Below are 21,730 nucleotides of genomic sequence, written 5' to 3'. Positions count from 1 at the left end.
AACAGTTATATACCTGCACCGCATATTATAGAATACATTATGACTGGATACTACGACCTCATTCTCGGACTGATCCCGCTCGCACTCGTCGGCGTAACCGGAGCGTTCAGCGCGGCCGGACTCGCACTGACCACCGCGGTACCCCTCGGAGCGACCGTTTCGGTCCTCCTCATCGGACACGCGCTGTTCGTGAACGGCCCCGTCGATGAAACGCCCGCCCCGAACCCCCAGTCATCCACGCCAGTCAACTCCGCTGACTGAATCCCTTCGATTTCCCTCTCTCCCTCTCCTTTGTTCGTTTCCTTTTCCCGTTTCTTTCCTCGATTTCCTTCGATACCCGTCAGAGTCCCGACTCTCCACCGCACCTCCGACTTCCGTCTCCCCCCGTCCCCGTTCCGGTCGCTTCCCGCTTCCCGTTCCTCAACGGTTTTGTCGCTGGCATCCGTTTTGTGAGCCATGACCGAGACGCTGTTTTTGACGAGCGACGACGTTGCAGGACTGGCCGGAATGGGCGAATTCGTCGATGCCGTGCGCGACGGCTACCGCCAGCGGGGGACGGGCGCGCCCGCGAAACCGCGAACGACGCTGGTGAACGACGAACCGGCGGGGATGTTGACCGGCTACTCGGCGGTTCTCCCCGAAACCGGCGCGATGGGGGGCTACATGTACTCGGCCGGATTCGGCGCGGGCGACGCGTGGTTCATGACGCCGCTGTTCGACGCCGAGAGCGGCGAACCCCTCGCGCTCATCGACGGCGCGAGCATGAACCCGTTCAAGACGGGCGCGGCGGGAGCGGTCGGACTCGACGCGCTCGCCCGCGAGGACACGACCTCCCTCGCAATCATCGGCAGCGGTGCACAGGCGCGCGGGCAGCTCAAGGCCGCCGTGACCGTCCGCGACATCGAAACCGTCTCCGTCTTCTCGCCGACGAAGGAGAGCCGCGAGTCGTTCGCGGCCGAGATGAACGAGGCGCTCTCGGCGTCGGTCGCCGCCGTCGCCAGCAGCGCCGCGGCCGTCGAGGATACAGACATCGTTATCACCGCGACGACGGCCAGCGAACCGGTGTTCGACGGCGACATCCTCGAAGACGGGACGCACGTCACCGCGATGGGACAGTATCATCCCAAAAAGAGCGAACTCGACGAGACGACGATAGAGCGCGCGAAATACGTTCCCGACCTTCGAGAGCGGGCGACACAAGACGCCGGGTCGTTCCTCGCGGCGCTGGAGTCGGGTGCGGTGGACGAAGAGCACATCCACGCCGAACTCGGCGAGGTGGTCGCGGGCGAGAAATCGGGCCGCGAATCCGAAGACGAGATCACCGTCTTCGACAGCGGGGGTACCGGCATCGAAACCGTCGCCTCGGCGTACATGCTCTACGAGAAGGCGAAGAAGGAGGGACTCGGCTCGACGATTTCGCTCTCGCCCGCGAGCGAGGCGTTGACCGGGGAATAGCGTCCGTTTACGACCGTGACCCGACCCACGCGCCGAGGGCGATGCCGTAGATGGCGTGTCCGGCGTGGAATATCGTCGATTCGTCCTCTTCGAGCGTCAACCCTACCAACCGACCGAGCATGACGCGCTCGCCGAAAATAGAGAGGAGCAGTCCGTAACCGAGGCCAGCGATGGTCCCCTCCGTTTCGGCGTCGAGCGCCGAGTTCGACCCCTCGCCGAACGCGATGCCGAAGAAACCGCCAGCGACGGCGCCGTACAGCGCGTGGAGAAAGAAGGCACCCAGCGGATGCTCGTCAGGGTTGCCACCGACGTACCGTGCGAGAAAGTCCGCCGTCGGCGGGTACGATACGGAGACGGACTCACGAAACACGGTCATGACGACGGTGCTGAAAAGCCCACCCACGAATCCGTTTTTGAGGTTCCAAGCCATACGACGGACCCACGGGGTCCGCGTCGATAGCTGTGGTGGCAAAACGGGCGGCGAACGCGCTTACGCCGACCAGCCGACCTGCTCTTTCGCCTTCTCGATGGCTCCCTCGACCTTCTTCTCGAGTTCGTCGATTGAGCGCTCGACGTGGTGGACCCGCTCGCGCGGTATGCGTCGAACCACGTCGTCCCCGTCGTCGTTTTCCCCGACTTTGACGAGCCAGTGGTCGTCGAAGTACACGATGTCGTCGTTCTCGACCGCTCGTTCCTGTACCTTTCCGTCCGGGTCGTCGTAGACGATAGTCGCGGTGCCTGTGTCCGGCATCGTTCGTTCGTGGGACGACTGAACTGAAACCTCCTTCGGCCGGAACGAAACTCACTCCTCGTTCGCCCGACGACGGATATCGACGCGATAGTCCGAAAGCACGTCCCGCCCGAGGATGAGGTGGTGGCGCATGTGGCTTCTGTCCTCGACGCTGGCCGTGACGCGGTGCCACCGTCCGCCGATGCCGATGTCCACGTCCACCAACGGCCGCGTTTTGCTCGCTTTCCCGCTGCCGAACTTCACGGCGGCACTGCTCTTGATGGGTCCAGCGCCGACCCGCGACGCGAGGTCGATGCCGATGCTCGTTCTGGTCGCGCCGGTGTCCGCTTTGGCGACGACTGACGCCGCCTCACGCATGCCGTTGACCGTCACCCACTCCGTGTAGCCGACCGTCCGCCGTCCGTTCGCCGCGACCGAGTCGTCGGGCTTGCAGTTCGGAGTCGAGTCGTCGAGCGTCCTCGCAACCGCTTCGACCCGTTCGCTGGCGACCTCGCCGCCAGCGCGTTCGATGGCGTACCGGGCGATGGACGGGGCCGCGCTGTTGCCGGTCGCCCGGAAGAGGCCGGTGAACCCGGCCGTCGGGTTCACTTCGAGGACGTACCAGTCGCCGTTCCACTCCATCACGTCGACACCGGCGACGTCGAGACCGAGGACGTGCGTCGCCTCGCGGGCGATGGTTCGAACATCGTCGGGAATCTCGTCCGTCGCGTCTTCCGGTATCCCCCCTCGCGCGACGTTCGTCCGCCAGTCGCCGCTCGGGGCCGAGCGTCGCATCGCGCCGACGATTTCGTCGCCGACGACGTAGACGCGGACGTCCGACTGTCTCCCGTCTTGGTCGAGAAACCGCTGGAGGAACGTGTGTCTGTCGCCGACCATCGGCGTCGGCCGTTTGTCCGTCCCGACCTTCCACGCCGCTTCGCCGTGGGTTCCGATTCCCGCCTTCTGGAGTATCTGCCCGCCGACGTAGCGACGCCCCTCCGAGAACGTGGCGGCGGACATCCCGAGGAACGAATCAGGCGTCCTGATGCCGTGGTTCGAGAGCCTGACCGCGGTCGCGTACTTGTGAATCGCGGTCAACACGGCGTCCGGCCGGTTGATCATCGGGCGGAGTCCGGCGACCGCGTTAGCGATTTCGAGGTGTTCCAGCGGGTGTTCCGCGGTCGTCAACAGCAGCCGATTGACGACGATATCCACGTCCGGGGCGAGCCGCGCCTCGTCGTCGAGTATCTGAATCCGGGTGTTTCCCTTCCGTAACCAGACCGGCGTGTAACCGAGGTCCTCAACCGCGTTCAAAATGGCCTTCGTCTCCTTGCTGTTGTGAAAACTGAGGACGCCGACCCGAATCGGGGCGTCGTCTGTGCGAGACATACGCACTCTAGGCGCGGCGCGAGCCTGTCGGTTTCGTCGGTCGGAACCCCCGAGAGGTCCGAAAACGGTCGTGTTACAGTCCGAGGGCTTTCAGCAGCGGGATACCGCTCGCCAGCGCGCCGACGAGGTAGCCGCCGATAGCGCCGCCGTTCAGGAGCGGCAGTCCGGCGTGTGCCCGACCTTTCATCACCATCCAAAGCAGGACGACCAGTCCGATGAGCGTTCCGACCATCGCGGTCAGCGCGGGCAGGTTGAGCGCGATGCCCGAGAGAAGGGGCTCGGCCGGGGAGAAGAAGGCCGCGCTGGCGACCATCACGGTCGGCATGACGGCATCGCCGAGTCCGATGAAGAACGCGTCCCGGTCGTGAGCATCGCTTCCGGCCTCATCCGTCTCGACGTCCTCGCCGCCGTCCACCGCCTGCTCGTCGGCCGACGCCGCCATCTCGTCCTCGTTCACCGCGCCCTCGCTGGTGGCCTGCACCGCGTCTTCGAGGAAGGAATAGGAGAGCGACAGCGGAATCACGAGGATGACGGGTATCTTCAGGTCCATCACGCCCGAGGCGAGCGTCAGCATGTGTTCCGTGCCGTAGACGCTGATGGCGTCGTACACGGCGAGCACCGCGAGCAGGAGAATCGCGGGGAGCAGGCCGAAACTGATGCCGAACAGTCCGGCCGACCCGGCTCCCATCACGACGCCCGCCGAGTCGATGACGTACCATTCGGGATAGAGCAACAGCGCGACCGAAACGAGCGCCGCGGCACCCCACGCGAGGACGTTGACCTGTGACCCATCGACCGTGACGGTGACGACGGCCGGAATCACCACGGTGAAGACGTACAGCGAGAGCATCCCGCTCGTGAGGATGATTATCGCGCGGAGAATCCATTCCACGCCGAGTTTGATGACCAACAACATGCCCGCCGTGAAGACGAGGATGACGCCGATGTAGACGAGGCTGTTCGTCGGGTTGGAGGGGTCCTTGACCGTCTGGTAACCCGCCGTCTTGAACGGCCCGACCAGCGCCAGCGCGCCGAGTTGCACCGCCAGAAAGATGACGACGGTGAACCCGGAGGCGACGAACTCCCGCGTTCGAGTATCCATATGCGGAGAAGGAAGTGCCCCCTCTTTGTGGTTTTGGGTTCGTCGGACGGCTGGCAGTTCGTGAACCGAGCGCGAAACCGCTAGCGGGCGTAGAGTTTCGACCCGACGAGCATCGCCAGTTGCGCGTCCTCGTCCGGCGACACCGCCACGTACGGCCGCGACACCGGCCCGAACACGTCGACGACGCGACCGACTTCCGCCAGCCCGTCGTCCACCACCGTCGTTCCGATGTTCGGGTACTTATCGCTCGGCGACCGCACGATGGCGAGTCCTTGGGCCGTCCGGACGACCTGTCCCAATCGCTGCATCAGTTGCGCATGGCCGTGACGTACGCGGCGACGGCCTGAATGAGGTCGTTCTTCGAGGAGTCGTCGGCGTTCTGCACCAACACGCGACCGCGCGCCGTCCACCCCTCGCGGGAGTAGGCCTTGTCGCGTTCGATGACGGTATCGTAGCCGACTTGTTGCACCGCTCGGGCGATCTCGTCCACCGTCGGGTCCTCGACGGCGGATTCCTGGGGCACCCGCCGCCCTCCGCCGCGGGTCAACTCCGCGTCGATGTAGGCGGGCCAGATGACTATCTCGACCATACCTACCTCTCCACAGTCCCGCGTTAAACGCCTTTTCGTGTCACGCCGAGACGGGAATCGATGTCGGTCGTGGGTCGGCCTCCGTTACGGGCGGTACGGAATAGTAGAAGACGGTAGAAGGAGATAGAAGGCAGTAGAAAACAGTGGAAAATAGTAGAGGTCAGTATAGATTAGTGAAAAATAGTAGAAGATGGTATAAAAACGAGAGGAGTCAGTAGTATCACAGCAACAATCAGTATTCTTCGCCACACTTCAGTAGATAGTCTTGGTGGTCGCAGTGAGGGCTGCAGGGAAATAAGGGGATTTCGAACCGCTCAGTCGCGCCGCGCCAGCAGTCCGACCAGCGCGACGGCGGCGACGGCGACGGAAACGCCGAGTCCGGGTTGGCCGTTCGATTCCGTCGTCGTGGCGGCGGTAGTCGTGGTCGTTTTCGAATCGCTGCCGCTCGTGTCCGTCTTCGTGGTTTCAGTCGTCGTGGTGACGTTGGCCTGTGCGTACGCCTCCGGGTGGAGCGTCTTCGCCAGTTTCGTGATGGGTGTCACGATTTGCGGGGCGGGTTGGCTCACGTAGTTCGGGTTCAGCGAGACGGTCCGGTTCTCCTTCGCGGCCGGGGTTTCGCTGTAATCGTCGGGGATCTTCGCACCGGCCGAGAGGATGAACCAGTCGGGTTGCTGTTCGACGACGACTTCGCTGCTTATCGGCTGATAGCTCTTTATTCCCGCCTCGGCCGCGACGTTCGTTCCGCCCCCTTGCGTGATGATGGTGTCCATGAAGGTTCCCGACCCGGCGGTGTACCCGCCGCTCATCACGTACATGACCTTGGGGCTGTCCTCGCCTTCGACGGCCTGATGGACGGTTTCGATGCGGTCTTTCATCCACGAGACGGTCCGTTGTGCGCCGTCGCACTCGCCGGTGAGTCGCCCCGTGAGTTCGGTCTTCGCGTAGATGTCGTCGATGGACTTCGACTCGCGGAACTTGTACACCGTCAGCCCCGCATCGCGGAGCTTCTTCACCGTCTCGTCAGAGATGACGTTCGGTGCGAGAACGAGGTCGGGGTCCTGCGCGACGACCTTCTCGGGGACGGCCGCCGTCATCCCGGCGCCCGAGACGTTGGCCTTCGAGTTCGCGCCGTCGAGGTACGCGGAGTACTTCGAGACGCCGACGACTTTCTCTTTCCCGCCTATCTTCCATATCGTCTGGGCCGCGCTCGGCGAGAGCGTGACGATTCGACTCGGTTCCTCCTCTATCGTGACGTTCGTGCCCGTCGCGTCGGTCTTCGTGACCGGGAACGAGCAGGTCTCCTGTGCACCGGCGACGCCCGCGCCGAGGCCGACTCCGAGGGAGCCGACGACCGCGGCGACGAGCACCAGTGCCGACAGCAGTACGCGTCTCATACATCGGCCGTCGAGCGTATTCAATAAATATTTACCTAAAGCAACTTCACTTTCAAAGAGATGCGATACGGGACGCGCGTGACGACGTGGTGTGCGGGATTGGTGGCGACGCTCGTCGCCGTCGTGCTGGTGAGCGCGGCCATCGGTCCGACCTCGCTCTCGCCGGTCGTCGTCGGGAAGGCCATTCTCAACGCGGTGGCAGTACCGACCGGCGTCCGGTTCGGGAAGCAGGCGCTCGTCGTGCCCGGCGGGCTGACCATCGGGGTTCCCGCGCTGGACCTTCAGTACGGTCACGTCTTCTCGTTCGCGGTTCCACACACCGCCGAGGTCATCGTCGTTCGACTTCGACTGCCGCGAATCGCCCTCGCCGGAGTCGTGGGCTTCGCCCTCGCAACCGCGGGCGTCGTGATGCAGGGCTTTTTCCGCAACCCGATGGCGGACCCGTCCATCATCGGCGTCTCCTCCGGCGCGGCGGTCGGCGCGGTGACGACCATCGCGCTCTCGATCTCCATCCCCTTCGCGCTCCCCCTCTTTTCGTTCGGCGGTGCAATCGTCGCCGCCTTCGGCGTCTACCTGCTGGCGACGCAGAACGGGCGAACCCCCGTCGCCACCCTCCTCCTCGCCGGTGTCGCGGTACAGACGCTCCTCGGAGCCGTCGTCTCCTTCCTCCTCCTTCGGAGCGGCAGAAGCCTCCGCGAGGCCGTGTTGTGGCTGATGGGTCATCTCCACAACGCGTCGTGGACGAAGGTCGGCCTCGCGCTCCCGGTCGCCGTCCTCGGATTCGCCGTCCTACTCGCGTTCGCGGCCGACCTCAACGTTCTCCTGCTCGGCGAGGAGGACGCCCACAACCTCGGCGTCGAAGTCGAGCGGACGAAGCGCCTCCTTCTCACCGTCGCCAGCGTCGTCACCGCCGCCGCGGTTTCGGTGTCCGGCGTCATCGGGTTCGTCGGCCTCGTCGTCCCGCACATCATGCGCCTGCTGGTCGGTCCCGACCACCGCATCCTGCTCCCCACCAGCGCGCTCGCCGGGGCCGTCTTTCTGGTCGCGACCGATACCGTCGCTCGCTCCGCCGTCGGCGCGGTGGACCTCCCCGTCGGCATCGTCACCGCCTTCCTCGGCGCGCCGTTTTTCCTCTATCTGCTCCGCAAACGCGAGGTGCGCTCGCTGTGATCCGAATCGAGGACGTCTCGATAACGCTCGGCGAGAACGAGGTTCTCGACGGCGTGTCGGCGTCCATCGACGAAGGACGTTTCGTCGGCCTCGTCGGGCCGAACGGGGCGGGCAAGACGACCCTCCTCCGCGCGACCAACGGCGTCCTTTCGCCCGATTCGGGCCGCGTGGTCGTGGACGACGACGCCATCGCGGACCTCTCCTCGAAGGCCGCCAGCCGTCGCGTGGCGACCGTGCCACAGGACACCTCGCTCTCGTTCGATTTCGACGTGCGCGACGTGGTGGCGATGGGGCGGAACCCGTACCGGACCCGCTTCGGGAGCGAAATCGGGGGAAAAGCCGCGGGGAACGACGGATTCGACGGGGGAACGGGGACCGATGTGGTGGAACGCGCGATGGACCGAACCGAGGTGTCGGCGTTCGCCGACCGCTCCATCACCGAGGTCAGCGGCGGCGAACGCCAGCGCGTGCTGCTCGCGCGGGCGCTGGCACAGGACACCCCCGTCCTCCTGTTGGACGAACCGACCGCCAGCCTCGACATCAACCACCAAGTCCGCACGTTCGAACTCGTCCGGGAACTCGTCGCCGACGGGAAGACCGTCGTCGCCGCGATTCACGACTTGAACCTCGCCGCCCACTACTGCGACGAACTCCTGCTCCTCGCGGACGGGTCCGTACTCGCCGACGGAACCCCCACGGAGGTACTCGCCGAGGAGACCCTCCGCGAGGCGTTCGACACTCGCGCGGTGGTCTCACGACACCCCGTGACCGGTTCGACCTACGTGACCGCGCTCCCCGAGCGGACCGCCGGAACCGACGACGATGGCGACGGGGAGGATGACGGGAGCGGTCGGGTGCACGTCATCGGCGGCGGCGGCACCGTCTCACGACTCCTCTACCTGCTCTCGGCGGCGGGCTACGAGGTGTCCGTCGGCGCGTTGAACGAGGGCGACTCGGACCTCGAAACCGCTCGCCACCTCGGACTCGATACGGTCGTGGAAGAGCCCTTCGCGCCCATCGGCCCCGAGGCACGAACCGCCGTCGAGCGGCGCATCCGCGAGGCCGACGTGACCGTCCTCGCCGACGTCGAAATCGGAACGGGCAACGTGGCGAATCTGGACGCCGCCGCCGAGGCGGAATCGGTCGTCGTCGTGGAGGAACGTCCTTTCGAGGACAGAAACTACGCCGGGAGCGAGGCCGCGGTTCGATATCGGTCGCTCCGCGAGCGCGGAACGGCGGTGTCCCCAGACGACCTCCTCTCGGCGGTCGCCGACGCGGTGTGACCGTCGGAATCTCCGTTTTGTGTCACACTCTCCGTCGCCGTTTGTCTGCATACAAGCGACGCTTACGCCGTCACGACCGGTCCGCGTAGCGCCGTTGCACGAGTTCGAACAGCATCAGCGCGGCGAAGGCGCTCGCGGCGAGCATGACGATGGCCGCGATGCCGACCGGCACGGACGGCGCGATGACGGCCGCGGTTCCCAGCAGGGCACCCGAAACGAGCGCGGTGAGAAATCGCTTGATGCCGGTGAACGAGGCGAACTTCTGTGCGACCGTCGGGTCGAGCCCCACGATTCGGGACCAGACGACGTAGAGCGAGACGACGACGAGAAACGACAGCGCGGCGACACCCAACAACAGAAAGAATGCGTCAAGTTCCACGTGGGTTCGACTCTGTTGCTACTCAGGGTGGGACACGCGGACATAAGTCTACCGAATGATAGTATCGAAAGCAAGGGAGATAGTGCAGTGTGGGGTCTACGGTATCTCGGGATGAGAACTTACGTGGGAGGATTGGTGACACTTTGGGAGGAAGCCAACCTCCCGCCAGAGCCTCCGGCACCGCCGACATACGCGTGCTCACACTGACTGACGCGCCCGAGTCAGGAAGGGGCGCATCCGTTTCTATGACTTCCGCCACCTTTGTTATACGCCCGCTAAACCACCGAAAAACCGACCTTATGCACACAGGAACCCAACACGTCGGGGAGTCGTTTTTATCAGTTTCGCGCTCCCACATTCGGTATGAATCTCGCGGACAGCACCGTCGTCGTCGTGGGGAGCGGCTTCGGCGGGCTTTCGACTGCGTGCTACCTCGCCGACGCGGGCGCGGACGTAACGGTTCTCGAAAAGAACGAACAGCTCGGCGGCCGCGCGAGCAGACTGGAGGAAGACGGCTTCCGGTTCGACATGGGTCCGTCGTGGTACCTCATGCCCGACGTGTTCGAGCGCTTCTTTGACCACTTCGACCGGACGCCGAGCGACTACTACCGACTGGAGCGACTCGACCCGCACTACCGCATCTTCTTCAAGGACGGCGATGGTCGGGGGGACGAACACGGAGATGGGGGCACGAGCGGAGCCGAAGGGGTCGATTTCGTCGATATCCTCCCGGAGTTGGAGAAGAACAAGGAGCTGTTCGAGTCGTTCGAACCGGGCGCTGGCGAGGCGCTCCAGCGCTACCTCGACCAGTCCGAGCGGAACTACGGCGTCGGAATGGAGCACTTCGTCTACACCGACCGCCCACGGTTCCGGGATTACGTCTCGATGGACGTGGCGCGGAACGCCCGCGGACTGAACCTCCTCGGGTCGATGCAGGACCACGTGGAGCAGTACTTCGACGACCCGCGACTCCAGCAGATAATGCAGTACACGCTGGTCTTCCTCGGCGGGTCGCCGAAGAACACGCCCGCCATCTACAACCTGATGAGCCACGTCGATTTCAACCTCGGCGTCTACTACCCGGAAAACGGTCTCGGCGGCGTCGTGGACGGCATCGTCGAACTCGCCGAGGAACTGGGCGTCGAGTTCCGAACCGACTACGAGGTGACGGACGTCACGGGACACGAAGGCGACTTCTTCGTCCACAGCGCCGACGAGCGAATCGCGGCCGACCTCGTGGTGAGCGACGCGGATTACGCCCACACGGAACAGGAACTCCTTCCACCGGAGTCCCGGCAGTACGACGCCGACTACTGGGAATCGCGGACCTACGCGCCGTCGGCGTTCCTCCTGTACCTCGGCGTCGAGGGCGACGTGGAACCGCTCGCCCACCACACGCTCGTCCTGCCCGAGGACTGGAACGAGCACTTCGACCGGATATTCGATACCCCGTCGTGGCCCGACGACCCGGCCTACTACCTCTGCGTTCCGAGCGAGACCGACGATTCGGTCGCGCCCGAGGGACACAGCAACCTGTTCGCGCTCGTCCCCATCGCGCCCGGACTGCCCGACGGCCCGGCGATACGCGAGAACTTCCGCGAGAAGCTGTTGGACGACATCGAGGCGAACACGGGCGTCTCGCTCCGCGACCGCATCGTCTTCGAGGAGTCCTTCTCCGTCTCGGAGTTCGCCGACCGCTACAACAGCACGAAGGGAACCGCGCTCGGCCTCGCCCACACGCTCCTGCAGACCGGGCCGATGCGCCCCGGCCACCGGTCGCCGACGGTCGACGGCCTGTACTTCACCGGGTCGTACACCACGCCCGGCATCGGCGTCCCGATGTGTCTCATCAGCGGCCAACACACCGCGGACGCCGTTGTCGAAGATTACTAACACCAACTCGATACCACACACGATGATTCGTTCCTTCCTCACGCTGTCGCGGCCGCGATTCTGGCTCTACCTCGCCGGACCGGTACTGGTGGGTTTGGCCTACGGCGCATCGACCGTCGGCGACCTACTCTCCCCCGTCTCGGTCGCCCTGTTCGCCTACTTCCTGTTCCCGGCCAACGTCTTCCTCTACGGCATCAACGACGTGTTCGACGCCGACGTGGACGAGGAGAACCCGAAGAAAGAGGGACGAGAGTCGCGGTATCGGGGGGACCGAGCGGTTCCCGTCGCGGTCGCGGTCTGCGCCGCGCTCGGCGTCGGGTTCCTGTTCGTCACGCCGAGCGCGGCGTGGCCGTGGCTCGTCGGTTTCCTCGTCCTCGGCGCGGAGTACTCCGCGCCGCCGCTCCGGTTCAAGACGACGCCGTTCCTCGATTCGCTCTCGAACGGGTTGTACGTCCTCCCGGGCGCGGCAGCGTACGCGGCGCTCGCCGGGAGTCAACCGCCCCTCCTCGCCGTGGTCGGCGGGTGGCTCTGGGCGATGGGCATGCACACGTTCTCCGCGATTCCCGACATCGAACCCGACCGTCGCGCCGGAATTCGGACGACGGCGACGGCGCTCGGGGAGTCCCGAACCCTGGCCTACTGTGCCGTCTGCTGGCTCCTCGCGGCGGGGCTGTTCGCGCTCCTCGACGTCCGCGCGGGACTGCTCCTGCTGGCGTATCCCTTTCTCGTCGTCGCGTGGGTCACCCGCGACGTGGACATCGAACGCGCCTACTGGTGGTATCCGGCCATCAACACCGCCGTCGGGGCCGTGTTGACCGTAGGCGGCCTGTGGGGTGTCGTCCGTGGATAGACGCGCCGCGGAGGCGCGGCTTTCCGCGCTCGTCCGCGAGAACCGGTTCACCATCGCGGTCGTCTTCCCGCTCGTCGGAGCCGCGCTGTTCGTGGTGGGGTACGAGGCGTGGCTTCCGGCGTGGCTCGCGCGGAACCCCTTCCTCATCATCTTCGGGACGCTCGTCATGCGCTCGCCGCTCGTCGCCGGGTTGACGCCGCTCGTGGACCGACGGGCGGGCATCGCGCTTCTCCTGTTGACGGCCTACACGTACGCCATCGAGTTCCTCGGCGTGACGACGGGGTTCCCGTACGGGAAGTTCCACTACGTCCTCGAACTCGGCCCGATGCTGTTCGGGACGGTCCCGGCGGGGCTTCCGGTGTTTTTCTTCCCGCTCGTGCTGAACAGCTACCTGCTCTGTCTCCTGTTGCTCGGCCCGCGGGCGGACTCCCGCCTCGCCCGCTTTGCGGCCTCGCTCGCCGTCGTCGTCGTCATCGACCTCGTGTTGGACCCGGCGGCCGTCGCGCTCCGGTTCTGGGCGTACGCCGACGGCGGCGCGTACTACGGCGTCCCGCTCTCGAACTACCTCGGCTGGGTCGTCAGCGGCGCCGTCGCCGTCGGACTCGTCGAACTCGGATTCGATTGGCGGGCGCTCCGCGACAGACTCGACTCCTGTGAGTTCATGCTGGACGACATGGTGAGCTTCGTCATCCTCTGGGGTGCGATGAACCTCTACTTCGAACACTGGATTCCGGTCGTCGTGGCCGCCCTCCTGTTCGTCGGCCTCAGAAAGATAGACCGCTTCGACTTCGCCGTCTTTCGACCGGCGACGGGGCTCTCCCGCTGACCGGACGGTCGGGTTCTCAGACGCGACGACGCACGAGCAGGCCGATGGCGATACCGAGACCGAGCGCCGCGAGCGTTCGTCGCGACTCCGAGAACCGCACGAATCGCGTCCCTTCGGGCGACACTTCGAGCGCGCCGAGCGGGGCCGCCCCCGCGCCGCCGCCCATTCGACTGCCGTTCGACCCGCCGACGCCGCCGAACCCGTAGTTCACCTTCGCCACCGGGATGATGGTTCGGTTACCGACCTGTATCGGCGTTCCGTACACCGTTTCGGCACCCACGTTTCGACGGAATTGCTGCAGGAGGGCTTCGAGTCGCTCGAATACGTCCATACCCTGTCGAAAACGAAGCAGGGACAAATGGTTTCGGGTGTTGACACGCGGCGAATCGGGTACCGTCCGCTATTGGGTCGTATATAGTACAACTAGTGACGTTTTTCTATCGCCCGTTCCAGCCACGAACTGTGGCGCACGCAGCGTTGTCGTAACATATCGAACATCATCCACCACCACCAACCACCAGCCAGCACCCCGCGCCACACCATCTCCTTGCCATCGCACCGCTATCCATCGGTTTTTCTACCGTTCCGTTCGTCCCTGTAACAAGAATCCGACGCCGAGCGACCAGCACCCGATTCCGACGCCCAGAAGTCCGAGTGAGAGCGGCGTCCACGAGTCTCCGAGGACCGTCTCGACCGGAGCGAGGTGAATCAGCACGTCCGCCGCCGTCGAAATCGACGCCGCGTCTGAGAGAACGTCGGCGACGCCCACGACGACGAGTGGAAGCGAGAGGACGACCAACGCCGCTCCGAATGCGATGGCGCGTGTCCCGACCCAGTGGACGGTTCTTCGGTCGAACATCGGCCGTCCTCGGAGACGACCTCGAGAGTCTTAGCGTTGCCCGCGTCGTTTCTCCCGGCGATACCAGACGAAAAAGCCGAGCGCGAGAATCAGCGCGCCACCGGCGAAAAAGAGCGCTCCGGGGGGGATACCGGCACCCGACGCGCCCTCGGCGACGGTCCGCGTCGTGCTGGTCGTGCTCGCATGCAGCGCGGTCGTCGTCTTGTTCGCGACCGTCGTCGCGGCTTCCGCCGTCGTCCGGGCCGCCTCGCGGGTCGTTCCGCCGTCGGCGGCGGGTGTGTGGGTCGTCGTCGCCGCGTTTCCGGCGCTGCCGCCCGCATCAGCGCTTCGTGCCGTCGTCGTCGCTACCTTCTTGCCGCTGTCGGCGTTGCCGCTCGACCCCATCTGGAAGATGGGTCCGATGATCGGTCTGTTCGTGGCGAGTCGCTGCACGACGAGGCTCGCCAGTCCGAGGACGCCGAGGCCGCCGAACAGGTTCGAGAGGGCGGATTTCAGCCCGACGGTATCCGATTCGTTCCCGGCGAAGAGGACGAGCGGTTCCGCCGTCGGTGCGTACACGTTCATCTCTCGTCCCTTGCTGGAGTAGGCCGTGTCCGCGACCTCGACGAGGTTGCTGTCTTCCAACTTTCCGAGGTGATACTGGACGTTCTGGAGCGACGTCTCGACGCGTTCCGCGATGGTTGCCGGGGTCGCCGGTTCCTCGTACAGGGTCGCGAGGATGTCGCGTCCGGTCTGCGAGGAGAGGGCGGCGACGAGCGCGTCCGCGTCCTCGCTGTCGACGCCGACGACCCGCGGGTCGCGGTCCTCGTCCGCGACGGAATCGACGGTGGAGGGCAGAAAGTCGACCATACCTTACCATTCCGAGCGGGGACTATAACTTTGCCCGACGCGGGCTTTCCCGGTATTTTATTACGTCCCGCTGGAAACGCATGCGTCGGTAGGCGAAGACATGGACGGCGACGACACCTCGTTACGAGCACTGTTGCAGATTCTCACGGAACCGCGCAGACGGTACGCGCTGTACCACCTCCGGCGGCACGACGAGACCACGGTCACGCGTCTCGCGGACAACGTGGCGGGGTGGATGGACGCCGACCGGGACGAACCCCTCTCGGGACAGGAACACGTCCACATCTACACCGAACTCCACCACACCGACATTCCACGGCTCGTCGCCGCCGGAATCGTTCACCTCCCCGATGACGAAGAGCGAGTGGAAGTCGTCTCGTTCCCGGACGTTCTCTCCGACCTCCTCGACGTCACCCTCGAATTCGACGACGGCGGGGTGTAACCGCCTCCGGAGTTTAGACACACTCTAATCCGGTCGCTCCCGCGACCGTTTCCGGCGCTTCGTTCCGCAGACGGGAGATTGAAGGGCCGTTTTCGCCTCGATACGAGTATGAGAGCGTTCGCTCCGGGAAGCGTGACGGCGGTGTTCGCACCGGCCGAGTCGGGCGACGAGTCGAGAGGCGCGAGCATGGCTATCGAGGACGGGGTCGTCGCGGCGGTGCGGGCGGCGGACGAAACCCGGATACTGCTCGACGGCGAGGAAACCGACTTCGAACCCGTCTCCGGCGTGCTCGACGAGTTGGGATGCACGGCCCGCGTGGAACTCGAACACGAGATTCCCATCGGCTGTGGCTTCGGCGCGAGCGGCGCGGCCACGCTCGCGACGGCGCTCGCGGCGAACGCGGAGTTCGAACTCGGCCGCTCGCGGGAGGACCTCGTACACGCCTCGCACGTCGCCGAGGTGAACGCCGGGACCGGATTGGGCGACGTGTTCATCCAGACGGCGGGCGGCGCGCTGATGAACGACGGGTCGGGTCGCCGCCGCTGGGAACCGACCGACGCCATCGAGTACGTCTCGTTCGGCGGGATGGCGACCAGCGAGACGCTGGGCGACTCGAACCTGATGGCGCGAATCGGACGGGTCGGCGGGAAGACGCTCGATTCGCTGCCGCGCGAGCCGTCCTTGGAACGTCTCACTCGGGACGCGTGGTCGTTCGCACGAGAGATAGAACTCCCCACGGACACGGTCCGGGACACCGTGGCCGACGTGGAGACGGCGGGCGGCGCGGCGAGCATGGCGATGCTCGGCGAAACCGTCTTCGCGGTGGGCGTCGAGGACGCGCTCCCGAACCGGACGACCGTCTCGTTTACCGGCGCACACCTGCTGTAGCGTCGCCGTCGAACTTTTGCCGTTCCGCGGTGTGTCTCTATCGGCTATGGCCGACCCAGCGGCGACCGAGGCGTCCGCGGACGAACACGAATCGGCGCATCACCGAAGTCGATGGCCCATCATCGCTGCGGGCGGTGCGGCGACCATGTACCTCGGACTCGGGTTGACGATACTGGGAAACGTCTCCGACGTGTTCCCCGGAATCGCCGGGGTCGTTCTCGCGCTCCTCGGCTTCGTCGTGCTCGTCGCCGGACTGGGCGGATGGCTCGACCAGGCCTACCTCCGCGACTACCGGCAACACGGAACGAGCACGGAGAAGAAGTACTCCTACGAGGCGACGATGGTGTCGTTTTTGCTGACCGACATCGCCACGTTCGGCGCGGTGTTCACCTACTACTTCTTCGTCCGCGTCGGCACGTGGCCGCCCGCGGAACTGCCCGACGTGCTGACGTCGCTCCTGCTCGTCAACACGACCGTCCTCGTGCTGAGCAGTTTTACCCTCCACTACTCGCACATCGCGCTCCGGAAAGGGAAGCAAAAGCGGTTTCTCGCGCTCCTCGGCGTCACCGTCGTCCTCGGGGTTGGGTTCGTCGCGGGGCAGGCGTACGAGTACTACGACTTCATCGTCGGCGAGGGATTCTCCCTGACCTCGGGATTGTTCGGGAGCGCTTTCTACGGGCTGACCGGCTTGCACGGCCTCCACGTCACGCTCGGCGTGATTTTGCTGTTCATCGTCCTCGGTCGGGCGATTCGCGGCCAGTACGACTCGGAACGAGACACGTCGGTCAGCACGGTCTCGATGTACTGGCACTTCGTGGACGCGGTGTGGATATTCCTCGTCGTCGTGCTGTACGTCGGGTCGAGCGTGACGGGATGAGAGCCGTCACGCGCGCGCCGGTTCGACGAAGAGGAGTTCGTTTCCCTCCGGGTCGAACGCGATGACTTCGACGCCGTACTCCCGCTCCTGCGGTTCGGACGCGAACTCGACGCCCCGCTCGCGCAAGTCGGCGTACGTCGCGTGACAGTCGTCCACCTCCAAGCCGACCATCGGATTGTGGCCGACCAACTCCTCGTATCTGTCGGCGTCTCGACCGTCGAACCACTCCGGCGACCGGAGGATGATATGGACACCCTCCCGTCCCGCGGGGGCGACGGTGAGCCACCTGTCCTCGCCCATCTCGCTGTCTTCCTTCTTCTCGAAGCCGAGCGTTTCGGTGTAGAAGTCGAGGGCTTCCTCCTGATCCTCCACTATCAGCGCGAAGTGCGTCACTCGGGATACGTGGCCGGTCGATTGCTGTGTCATGGTTCTCCCCCGATGGACGAACGACGGGGAGCACGAAATACGCACACCACCGGGTTCGAAATCGGGTCGAAGATTACCGAAATCACCGATTCGTCCCGCGTGCCCGCTCCTCGCGTTCGAGGAGCTTTCTGTAGAGCGGCGGCGTGAGGATTCCGAGCGCGCCCAGCAGGACGAACACCACGCCGAGCGGGAACAAGAGCGGGTCCACCCCGAGACACGGGTTCACCGAGGAGATGGTCACGTACCGGGTTGTCCCGCCGGACGTGACGAGGACGCCTCGCTCGAAGGCTTGCCGGTGGACGAACCGCCCGCGAACCTCGCCGGTGTCCCGCGGGTTTTCGAGCGCGTCCTCGAACGCCCGGCGTTCCGCGGGCGCGAGTTCGTCGATGCCGAACTCCCGGAGCGGGTCGGTCCGCGTCGCTGCCGTCAGCTGGTCGGTCGCGCCGGGCGAGTAGACGACGATGGTCGGATTGCCACAAAGGTCGAGTTGGGACTGGACGACGGCGTACCCGCCGAGCGTTCCCCCGGCGATGCCGACGGCGACGAGCAGCGTTCCGAAGAACGGCGCGCCGTAGGTCAGCAACGTCTCGGACAGCGAACTCTCCTCGTCGATGGGTTCGGGACGTCGGTCGTCGGGGTCCATCAGGCCACCCCCCACCGTTCGGAGAGGTATTCGAACGTGGCGGACAGTCCGAAGCCGTAGAACCAGTGGGCGATGAGGACGAAGACGGCGTACGCGAGGAGATGAAGACCGGTTTGGCCGGTGTAGAACGCCAATCCGAACCCGACCGAGATTATCGTCGCGAACGCCAGTCCGGTGATGATCCGCGGACCCCCGGGCAGGTACTCCGCCAGGACGGCGAACAGGAGCGCCCACGTCGTCATTCCGCCGATGAGGAAGAGGAGGTAGCCGATAACCACGCCCTGTTCGCCGACGAATCCCGCGAGGTCGGAGAACGACGCGAGGTCGAACACGCCCAGCACCGTCGCGGTGAACAGCACGCCGGACATGAGCATCGTTCCGATGAACCCGCCGATTGCGGCCGCGCCCGCGATGCGCGGAATCGCGTTTATCAGCGGTTCGACGCCGACGAGGATGTTCGGACTGCCCTCGCCGGGGACGCTCGTCGCGGCCGGACGGGTTACCTCGGGTTCCGTCGGTTCGATGCCGTACTTCTCCTCCAACCGTCGTTCGAACCACTGCCACTCGCGGGTGAACTGGTGGGTGCGTTTCAGCCCCCACACGTCGGCCGTCTTGACGGGGGTCCCGTTCCAGTACGACCAGAGCATGTTGTAGAGCCACAACAGCACCGAGATGCCGAGGAGATACGCGCCGATGGTGGCAATGCGTTGGTACGACGCGAACTCCGCGGGATAGATGGCGAAGCGTCGCGGGAGGCCCAACAGTCCCATGACGACGAGCGTGCCGAAGGTGACGACGGACCCGACAACGAGCAACAGCGATTGGAACAGCGCGAGTTGCCGGTCGTACATCCGCCCCGTCAGGATGGGATACCAATAGTAGCTCGCGGCGACCATCATGAACGGAATGATGCCCATGAGTATCAGGTGGAAGTGACCGACGACGTAGTAGGTCCCGTGGAGGACGATATCGACGGGAATCACCGCCAGAAAGACGCCGGTCACGCCGCCGACGACGAAGGTGCCGATGCTGCCGATACAGAGCACCATCGGCGCCGTGAGCCGAACCCGCCCCGACCAAATCGTCGTTATCCAGTTGAACACTTTGATGGCGCTCGGTACGGCGATGGCGATGGAGACGGCCATGAAGCTCGCGCGGAGGCGCGGGTCGATGCCCGTCGTGAACATGTGATGCGCCCAGACGCCGAAGGAGAGCACGCCGATACCCATCGTGGAGTAGACGATGAACTTGAACCCGAACAGCTTCCGGCCCGCGAACTTCGGCAGGATGAAACTCATCAGCCCCGTCGCCGGGAGGAAGATGATGTACACCTCGGGGTGGCCGAAGAACCAGAACAGATGCTGCCAGAGGAGCGCCCCGCCGCCCTGTGGCGCGTAGAACGTGGTCCCCAACACGCGGTCGAACAGCAGCATGATGGCGGCGCTACCCAGCAGCGGAAAGGCGAAGATGATTATCCCGCTCGTCACGAGGAGGTTCCAGCAGAAGATATCGAGCGAGTCGAACCCTACGTCCTCGGCGCGTTCGTAGAGGATGGTGACGATGAAGTTGATGGCACCGAGGGTCGTGGCGATGCCCGAGAGGTGCAACCCGAGGAGAAGGAAGTCTATCTGCGGGTTCGAACTCTGGGTCGAAAGCGGCGTGTACAGCGTCCATCCGAGTTCCGGGTCGCGGAGCGTCCAGAAGAACTGAAAGAGGGGACCGTGAACGTCTAACAGTCGAAGGAACTGGCCGATGACCTGTGACGGAAGCCCCCCGCGAACGAGGAGCAACGAGGGTGGCAACAGCCAAAAGCCGATGGCGTTGAGGCGCGGAAACGCCATGTCGTCCGCGCCGATGAGGATGGGCAAAAAGTAGTTGGCGATGCCGAAAAAGACCGGCGTGACGAAGAAAAAGAGCATCGTGATACCGTGCGAGGTGAACAGCGCGTTGTACGTCTCCGTGGACCAGATGCTCGCGTTCGGCGTCAGCAGTTCCGTCCGTATCATCATGGCTTCGATGCCGCCCCAGAGGGCCGCGAACGTCCCGAAGACGATGTACAACGTTCCGATTTCGCGGTGATTCGTCGTCGTCGTCCAGTGGACGACGGACTTCCACATCGAACCGAGGTCGAAATCGAACTCGCGTCGCGCCGGATACCCGCCGTCGGGTTCCGCGGCTTGTCGATGGGACAGTCGCGAGAGCGCCCAACACCCGAGGACGACGAGCGAGAGCGCCGTGAATTCGACTATCGCCCGATTCATCGTGGGACCACCTCTCGATGGCCTTCGCTGGTCCCCCTCCCCCCGTGCATACTCACTCGTGTCAATGGCAACCGTGATAAAGCCGCAGGCCGCCTCCCGCCCGACAGAATTGACACATGAAATACAGTTCACCGAGCGCACGATAGTTATATCCGCACGTCTGTTGACTCGGGAACGATGCGACTTCGCCGCAGGGGGGCATCTCGGTGGGGGACGCTGGTGTGCCTGTTCGTCGTCGGAATCGCCGCCATCCAACCAGCGGCCGCGCAGTCGGTCAACAAACGGCTCATCGACTCGCTGAACTACCAACTCGCGTACGTGGCGCTGCCGCTGACGCTCTTCGTCGAGATAATTCTGGTCTACGCGGTGTTCAAGTTCCGGAACAACGACGACCCGTTACCGACGGCGGAGGACCCGCCGCTCGAAATCACGTGGACCATCGCAACTGCCATCATCCTGCTGTTCGTCGGCGTCGCGGCGTTCACCGTGCTGACGAATCCGTACATCACGCCGACGCAACCGACGGGCGGCGGGTCGGGCGGCGCTGGAGCGGGCGGCGCGAGGATGGGACTCGCGGACGCCGCGAACTCGACGGATTCGGTGACGGTCCGCGGACTCGCCTACCAGTGGGGGTGGCAGTTCAGCTATCCGGGGACGAACGTCACGACGCACGACGAACTCGTCCTTCCGGCGAACACCGACATCTACGTTCGTATGACCTCCGCGGACGTGATTCACTCGCTGTTCGTCCCGCAACTGGGGGTCAAACAGGACGTGTTCCCCAAGCGAACCACCGTCATCCACACGCGCGTCTTCGAACCCGGAACGTACCGCGGCTACTGCGCCGAGTTCTGTGGTTCGGGCCACGCGCGCATGCGGACCGAGGTCCGCGTGCTCCCCAAGGACGAGTACCGACAGTGGCTCCGAAATTCGACGGCGGAAAACGGCTCGGCGGGGTAACACGCGTCCGAAAAAATCGGAGTTTCTCTCACCGCTCAGTTACTGTCCGAGATTCGAACGTTGTCGAGCGTCACGCCGAGGTTCTTCAGCGTGATGTCGACGTGGCATATCTCGTAGGTCTGCCCGTTGAACGAGACGTGGAGGCCGTCGATGGTCATCGTCGAGGAGTCGAGCGTGTACCGCTGGTTGTCGATGGTGAGATTCGGGAATCCGGGTCCGGCGATGTTCGTATCCGAGATGGTGACGGTCGCGTCGCTGATGGTAACGTCCTGACTGCCGAGTTTCGTGACGCCGCTGTCCGAGGCGTTCCCGGCCGCGAGCGCGACGCCAGCGCTGGTGCTGACGAGGAGGGCGGCTATCAACAGGGGTACGATGAGTCTCCGTGTTATTGCTCCCATGGTGTCTGACCCCTCGACGGCGACGAGAAAAAGGGGAGTGGATAGTTCTGCCGATTGCGCACAGTTC

General features: G+C 64.8%; 26 protein-coding genes. 11 read left to right on the top strand and 15 right to left on the bottom strand.

The window, feature by feature from the left end; genetic code table 11:
- Positions 1 to 39 precede the first annotated feature (39 nt).
- Together V5735_RS04960 and V5735_RS04955 are read left to right on the top strand one after the other, a co-directional pair.
- A complete protein-coding gene (locus tag V5735_RS04960; RefSeq protein ID WP_069450521.1) occupies positions 40 to 261 on the top strand; it encodes a hypothetical protein in 222 nt (73 codons plus the stop codon).
- A gap of 195 nt (positions 262 to 456) precedes the next feature.
- On the top strand, positions 457 to 1,455 hold the full coding sequence (locus V5735_RS04955) for an ornithine cyclodeaminase family protein (protein ID WP_423745342.1): 999 nt from the start codon (positions 457 to 459) through the stop codon (positions 1,453 to 1,455).
- A gap of 7 nt (positions 1,456 to 1,462) precedes the next feature.
- On the opposite strand, the gene V5735_RS04950 is transcribed toward V5735_RS04955, so the two are convergent.
- The 7 genes from V5735_RS04950 to V5735_RS04920 all read right to left on the bottom strand — a co-directional run bounded on the left by V5735_RS04950 (position 1,463) and on the right by V5735_RS04920 (position 6,659).
- Positions 1,463 to 1,885, bottom strand: coding sequence for a hypothetical protein (locus tag V5735_RS04950; protein ID WP_423745341.1), 423 nt, complete (start codon positions 1,883 to 1,885; stop codon positions 1,463 to 1,465).
- A 60-nt stretch (positions 1,886 to 1,945) separates the two neighbouring features.
- On the bottom strand, positions 1,946 to 2,206 hold the full coding sequence (locus V5735_RS04945) for a hypothetical protein (protein ID WP_007978545.1): 261 nt from the start codon (positions 2,204 to 2,206) through the stop codon (positions 1,946 to 1,948).
- A gap of 51 nt (positions 2,207 to 2,257) precedes the next feature.
- Positions 2,258 to 3,574, bottom strand: a complete 1,317-nt coding sequence (locus tag V5735_RS04940; RefSeq protein WP_423745340.1) for an aspartyl protease family protein — start codon at positions 3,572 to 3,574, stop codon at positions 2,258 to 2,260.
- A 73-nt stretch (positions 3,575 to 3,647) separates the two neighbouring features.
- Positions 3,648 to 4,676, bottom strand: a complete 1,029-nt coding sequence (locus V5735_RS04935) for a presenilin family intramembrane aspartyl protease PSH (RefSeq protein ID WP_423745339.1) — start codon at positions 4,674 to 4,676, stop codon at positions 3,648 to 3,650.
- Positions 4,677 to 4,756: 80 nt separating this feature from the next.
- On the bottom strand, positions 4,757 to 4,984 hold the full coding sequence (locus V5735_RS04930) for an H/ACA ribonucleoprotein complex subunit GAR1 (protein ID WP_423745338.1): 228 nt from the start codon (positions 4,982 to 4,984) through the stop codon (positions 4,757 to 4,759).
- Positions 4,984 to 5,265, bottom strand: coding sequence for a signal recognition particle subunit SRP19 (gene srp19 / locus V5735_RS04925; RefSeq protein ID WP_423745337.1), 282 nt, complete (start codon positions 5,263 to 5,265; stop codon positions 4,984 to 4,986). The genes V5735_RS04930 and srp19 overlap by 1 nt, the downstream gene beginning before the upstream one ends.
- 314 nt (positions 5,266 to 5,579) lie before the next feature.
- Positions 5,580 to 6,659: a PGF-CTERM-anchored ABC transporter substrate-binding protein gene (locus tag V5735_RS04920; RefSeq protein ID WP_423745336.1), complete on the bottom strand. Its 1,080-nt coding sequence runs from the start codon at positions 6,657 to 6,659 to the stop codon at positions 5,580 to 5,582.
- Positions 6,660 to 6,719: 60 nt separating this feature from the next.
- Between V5735_RS04920 and btuC the strand changes: the two genes are divergently transcribed.
- Together btuC and V5735_RS04910 are read left to right on the top strand one after the other, a co-directional pair.
- A complete protein-coding gene (btuC, locus tag V5735_RS04915; RefSeq protein WP_423745335.1) occupies positions 6,720 to 7,829 on the top strand; it encodes a vitamin B12 ABC transporter permease BtuC in 1,110 nt (369 codons plus the stop codon).
- Complete coding sequence (locus tag V5735_RS04910) at positions 7,826 to 9,112, top strand: ATP-binding cassette domain-containing protein (protein WP_423745334.1); 1,287 nt, start codon at positions 7,826 to 7,828, stop codon at positions 9,110 to 9,112. The genes btuC and V5735_RS04910 overlap by 4 nt, the downstream gene beginning before the upstream one ends.
- A gap of 70 nt (positions 9,113 to 9,182) precedes the next feature.
- Here the strand turns inward: V5735_RS04910 and V5735_RS04905 are convergent, their stop codons facing one another.
- On the bottom strand, positions 9,183 to 9,491 hold the full coding sequence (locus V5735_RS04905; RefSeq protein WP_423745333.1) for a hypothetical protein: 309 nt from the start codon (positions 9,489 to 9,491) through the stop codon (positions 9,183 to 9,185).
- Positions 9,492 to 9,854: 363 nt separating this feature from the next.
- Between V5735_RS04905 and V5735_RS04900 the strand changes: the two genes are divergently transcribed.
- From V5735_RS04900 to cruF, 3 genes are read left to right on the top strand one after another with little or no spacing between them, the layout of a single operon-like run.
- The gene (locus V5735_RS04900; protein WP_423745332.1) at positions 9,855 to 11,384 is read left to right on the top strand and encodes a phytoene desaturase family protein; all 1,530 of its coding nucleotides are present in this window, start codon (positions 9,855 to 9,857) and stop codon (positions 11,382 to 11,384) included.
- Between the two features lie 22 nt (positions 11,385 to 11,406).
- Positions 11,407 to 12,234, top strand: coding sequence for a prenyltransferase (locus V5735_RS04895; RefSeq protein WP_423745331.1), 828 nt, complete (start codon positions 11,407 to 11,409; stop codon positions 12,232 to 12,234).
- Positions 12,227 to 13,060, top strand: a complete 834-nt coding sequence (gene cruF / locus V5735_RS04890; RefSeq protein WP_423745330.1) for a bisanhydrobacterioruberin hydratase — start codon at positions 12,227 to 12,229, stop codon at positions 13,058 to 13,060. Before V5735_RS04895 ends, cruF begins: the two co-directional genes overlap by 8 nt.
- 16 nt (positions 13,061 to 13,076) lie before the next feature.
- On the opposite strand, the gene V5735_RS04885 is transcribed toward cruF, so the two are convergent.
- The 3 genes from V5735_RS04885 to V5735_RS04875 form a co-directional block, all read right to left on the bottom strand.
- The gene (locus V5735_RS04885) at positions 13,077 to 13,391 is read right to left on the bottom strand and encodes a spore germination protein GerW family protein (protein WP_423745329.1); all 315 of its coding nucleotides are present in this window, start codon (positions 13,389 to 13,391) and stop codon (positions 13,077 to 13,079) included.
- A gap of 246 nt (positions 13,392 to 13,637) precedes the next feature.
- Positions 13,638 to 13,919, bottom strand: a complete 282-nt coding sequence (locus V5735_RS04880) for a hypothetical protein (RefSeq protein WP_423745328.1) — start codon at positions 13,917 to 13,919, stop codon at positions 13,638 to 13,640.
- 30 nt (positions 13,920 to 13,949) lie between these two features.
- On the bottom strand, positions 13,950 to 14,768 hold the full coding sequence (locus V5735_RS04875; protein WP_423745327.1) for an ArsR/SmtB family transcription factor: 819 nt from the start codon (positions 14,766 to 14,768) through the stop codon (positions 13,950 to 13,952).
- Between the two features lie 100 nt (positions 14,769 to 14,868).
- On the opposite strand from V5735_RS04875, the gene V5735_RS04870 reads away from it, so the two are divergent.
- The 3 genes from V5735_RS04870 (at position 14,869) to V5735_RS04860 (ending at position 16,975) form a co-directional block, all read left to right on the top strand.
- On the top strand, positions 14,869 to 15,210 hold the full coding sequence (locus tag V5735_RS04870; protein ID WP_423745326.1) for a DUF7344 domain-containing protein: 342 nt from the start codon (positions 14,869 to 14,871) through the stop codon (positions 15,208 to 15,210).
- 108 nt (positions 15,211 to 15,318) lie between these two features.
- Positions 15,319 to 16,098, top strand: coding sequence for a GHMP kinase (locus tag V5735_RS04865; protein WP_423745325.1), 780 nt, complete (start codon positions 15,319 to 15,321; stop codon positions 16,096 to 16,098).
- A gap of 46 nt (positions 16,099 to 16,144) precedes the next feature.
- The gene (locus V5735_RS04860) at positions 16,145 to 16,975 is read left to right on the top strand and encodes a cytochrome c oxidase subunit 3 (RefSeq protein ID WP_423745324.1); all 831 of its coding nucleotides are present in this window, start codon (positions 16,145 to 16,147) and stop codon (positions 16,973 to 16,975) included.
- A 6-nt stretch (positions 16,976 to 16,981) separates the two neighbouring features.
- Here V5735_RS04860 and V5735_RS04855 read toward each other — a convergent pair whose 3' ends face one another.
- From V5735_RS04855 to V5735_RS04845, 3 genes are all read right to left on the bottom strand, one after another.
- On the bottom strand, positions 16,982 to 17,401 hold the full coding sequence (locus V5735_RS04855; protein WP_423745323.1) for a VOC family protein: 420 nt from the start codon (positions 17,399 to 17,401) through the stop codon (positions 16,982 to 16,984).
- Positions 17,402 to 17,483: 82 nt separating this feature from the next.
- Positions 17,484 to 18,044: a hypothetical protein gene (locus V5735_RS04850; protein WP_423745322.1), complete on the bottom strand. Its 561-nt coding sequence runs from the start codon at positions 18,042 to 18,044 to the stop codon at positions 17,484 to 17,486.
- Entirely contained in the window at positions 18,044 to 20,305 is a 2,262-nt protein-coding gene (locus V5735_RS04845; RefSeq protein ID WP_423745321.1) for a DUF6789 family protein, read from the bottom strand. Before V5735_RS04845 ends, V5735_RS04850 begins: the two co-directional genes overlap by 1 nt.
- Before the next feature lie 177 nt (positions 20,306 to 20,482).
- Here V5735_RS04845 and coxB point away from each other — a divergent pair, with 177 nt between their 5' ends.
- Positions 20,483 to 21,265 carry a cytochrome c oxidase subunit II gene (coxB, locus tag V5735_RS04840; protein WP_423745320.1) on the top strand — a complete coding sequence of 261 codons (783 nt, stop codon included), beginning with the start codon at positions 20,483 to 20,485 and terminating at the stop codon, positions 21,263 to 21,265.
- A gap of 35 nt (positions 21,266 to 21,300) precedes the next feature.
- On the opposite strand, the gene V5735_RS04835 is transcribed toward coxB, so the two are convergent.
- Positions 21,301 to 21,663: a hypothetical protein gene (locus V5735_RS04835; RefSeq protein ID WP_423745319.1), complete on the bottom strand. Its 363-nt coding sequence runs from the start codon at positions 21,661 to 21,663 to the stop codon at positions 21,301 to 21,303.
- Positions 21,664 to 21,730: the final 67 nt, after the last annotated feature.

It is taken from the genome of Haladaptatus sp. SPP-AMP-3 (assembly GCF_049568665.1).
GTDB classification, from domain to species: Archaea; Halobacteriota; Halobacteria; order Halobacteriales; family Haladaptataceae; genus Haladaptatus; species Haladaptatus paucihalophilus.
This window is presented reverse-complemented; position numbering and strand designations above follow the sequence as displayed.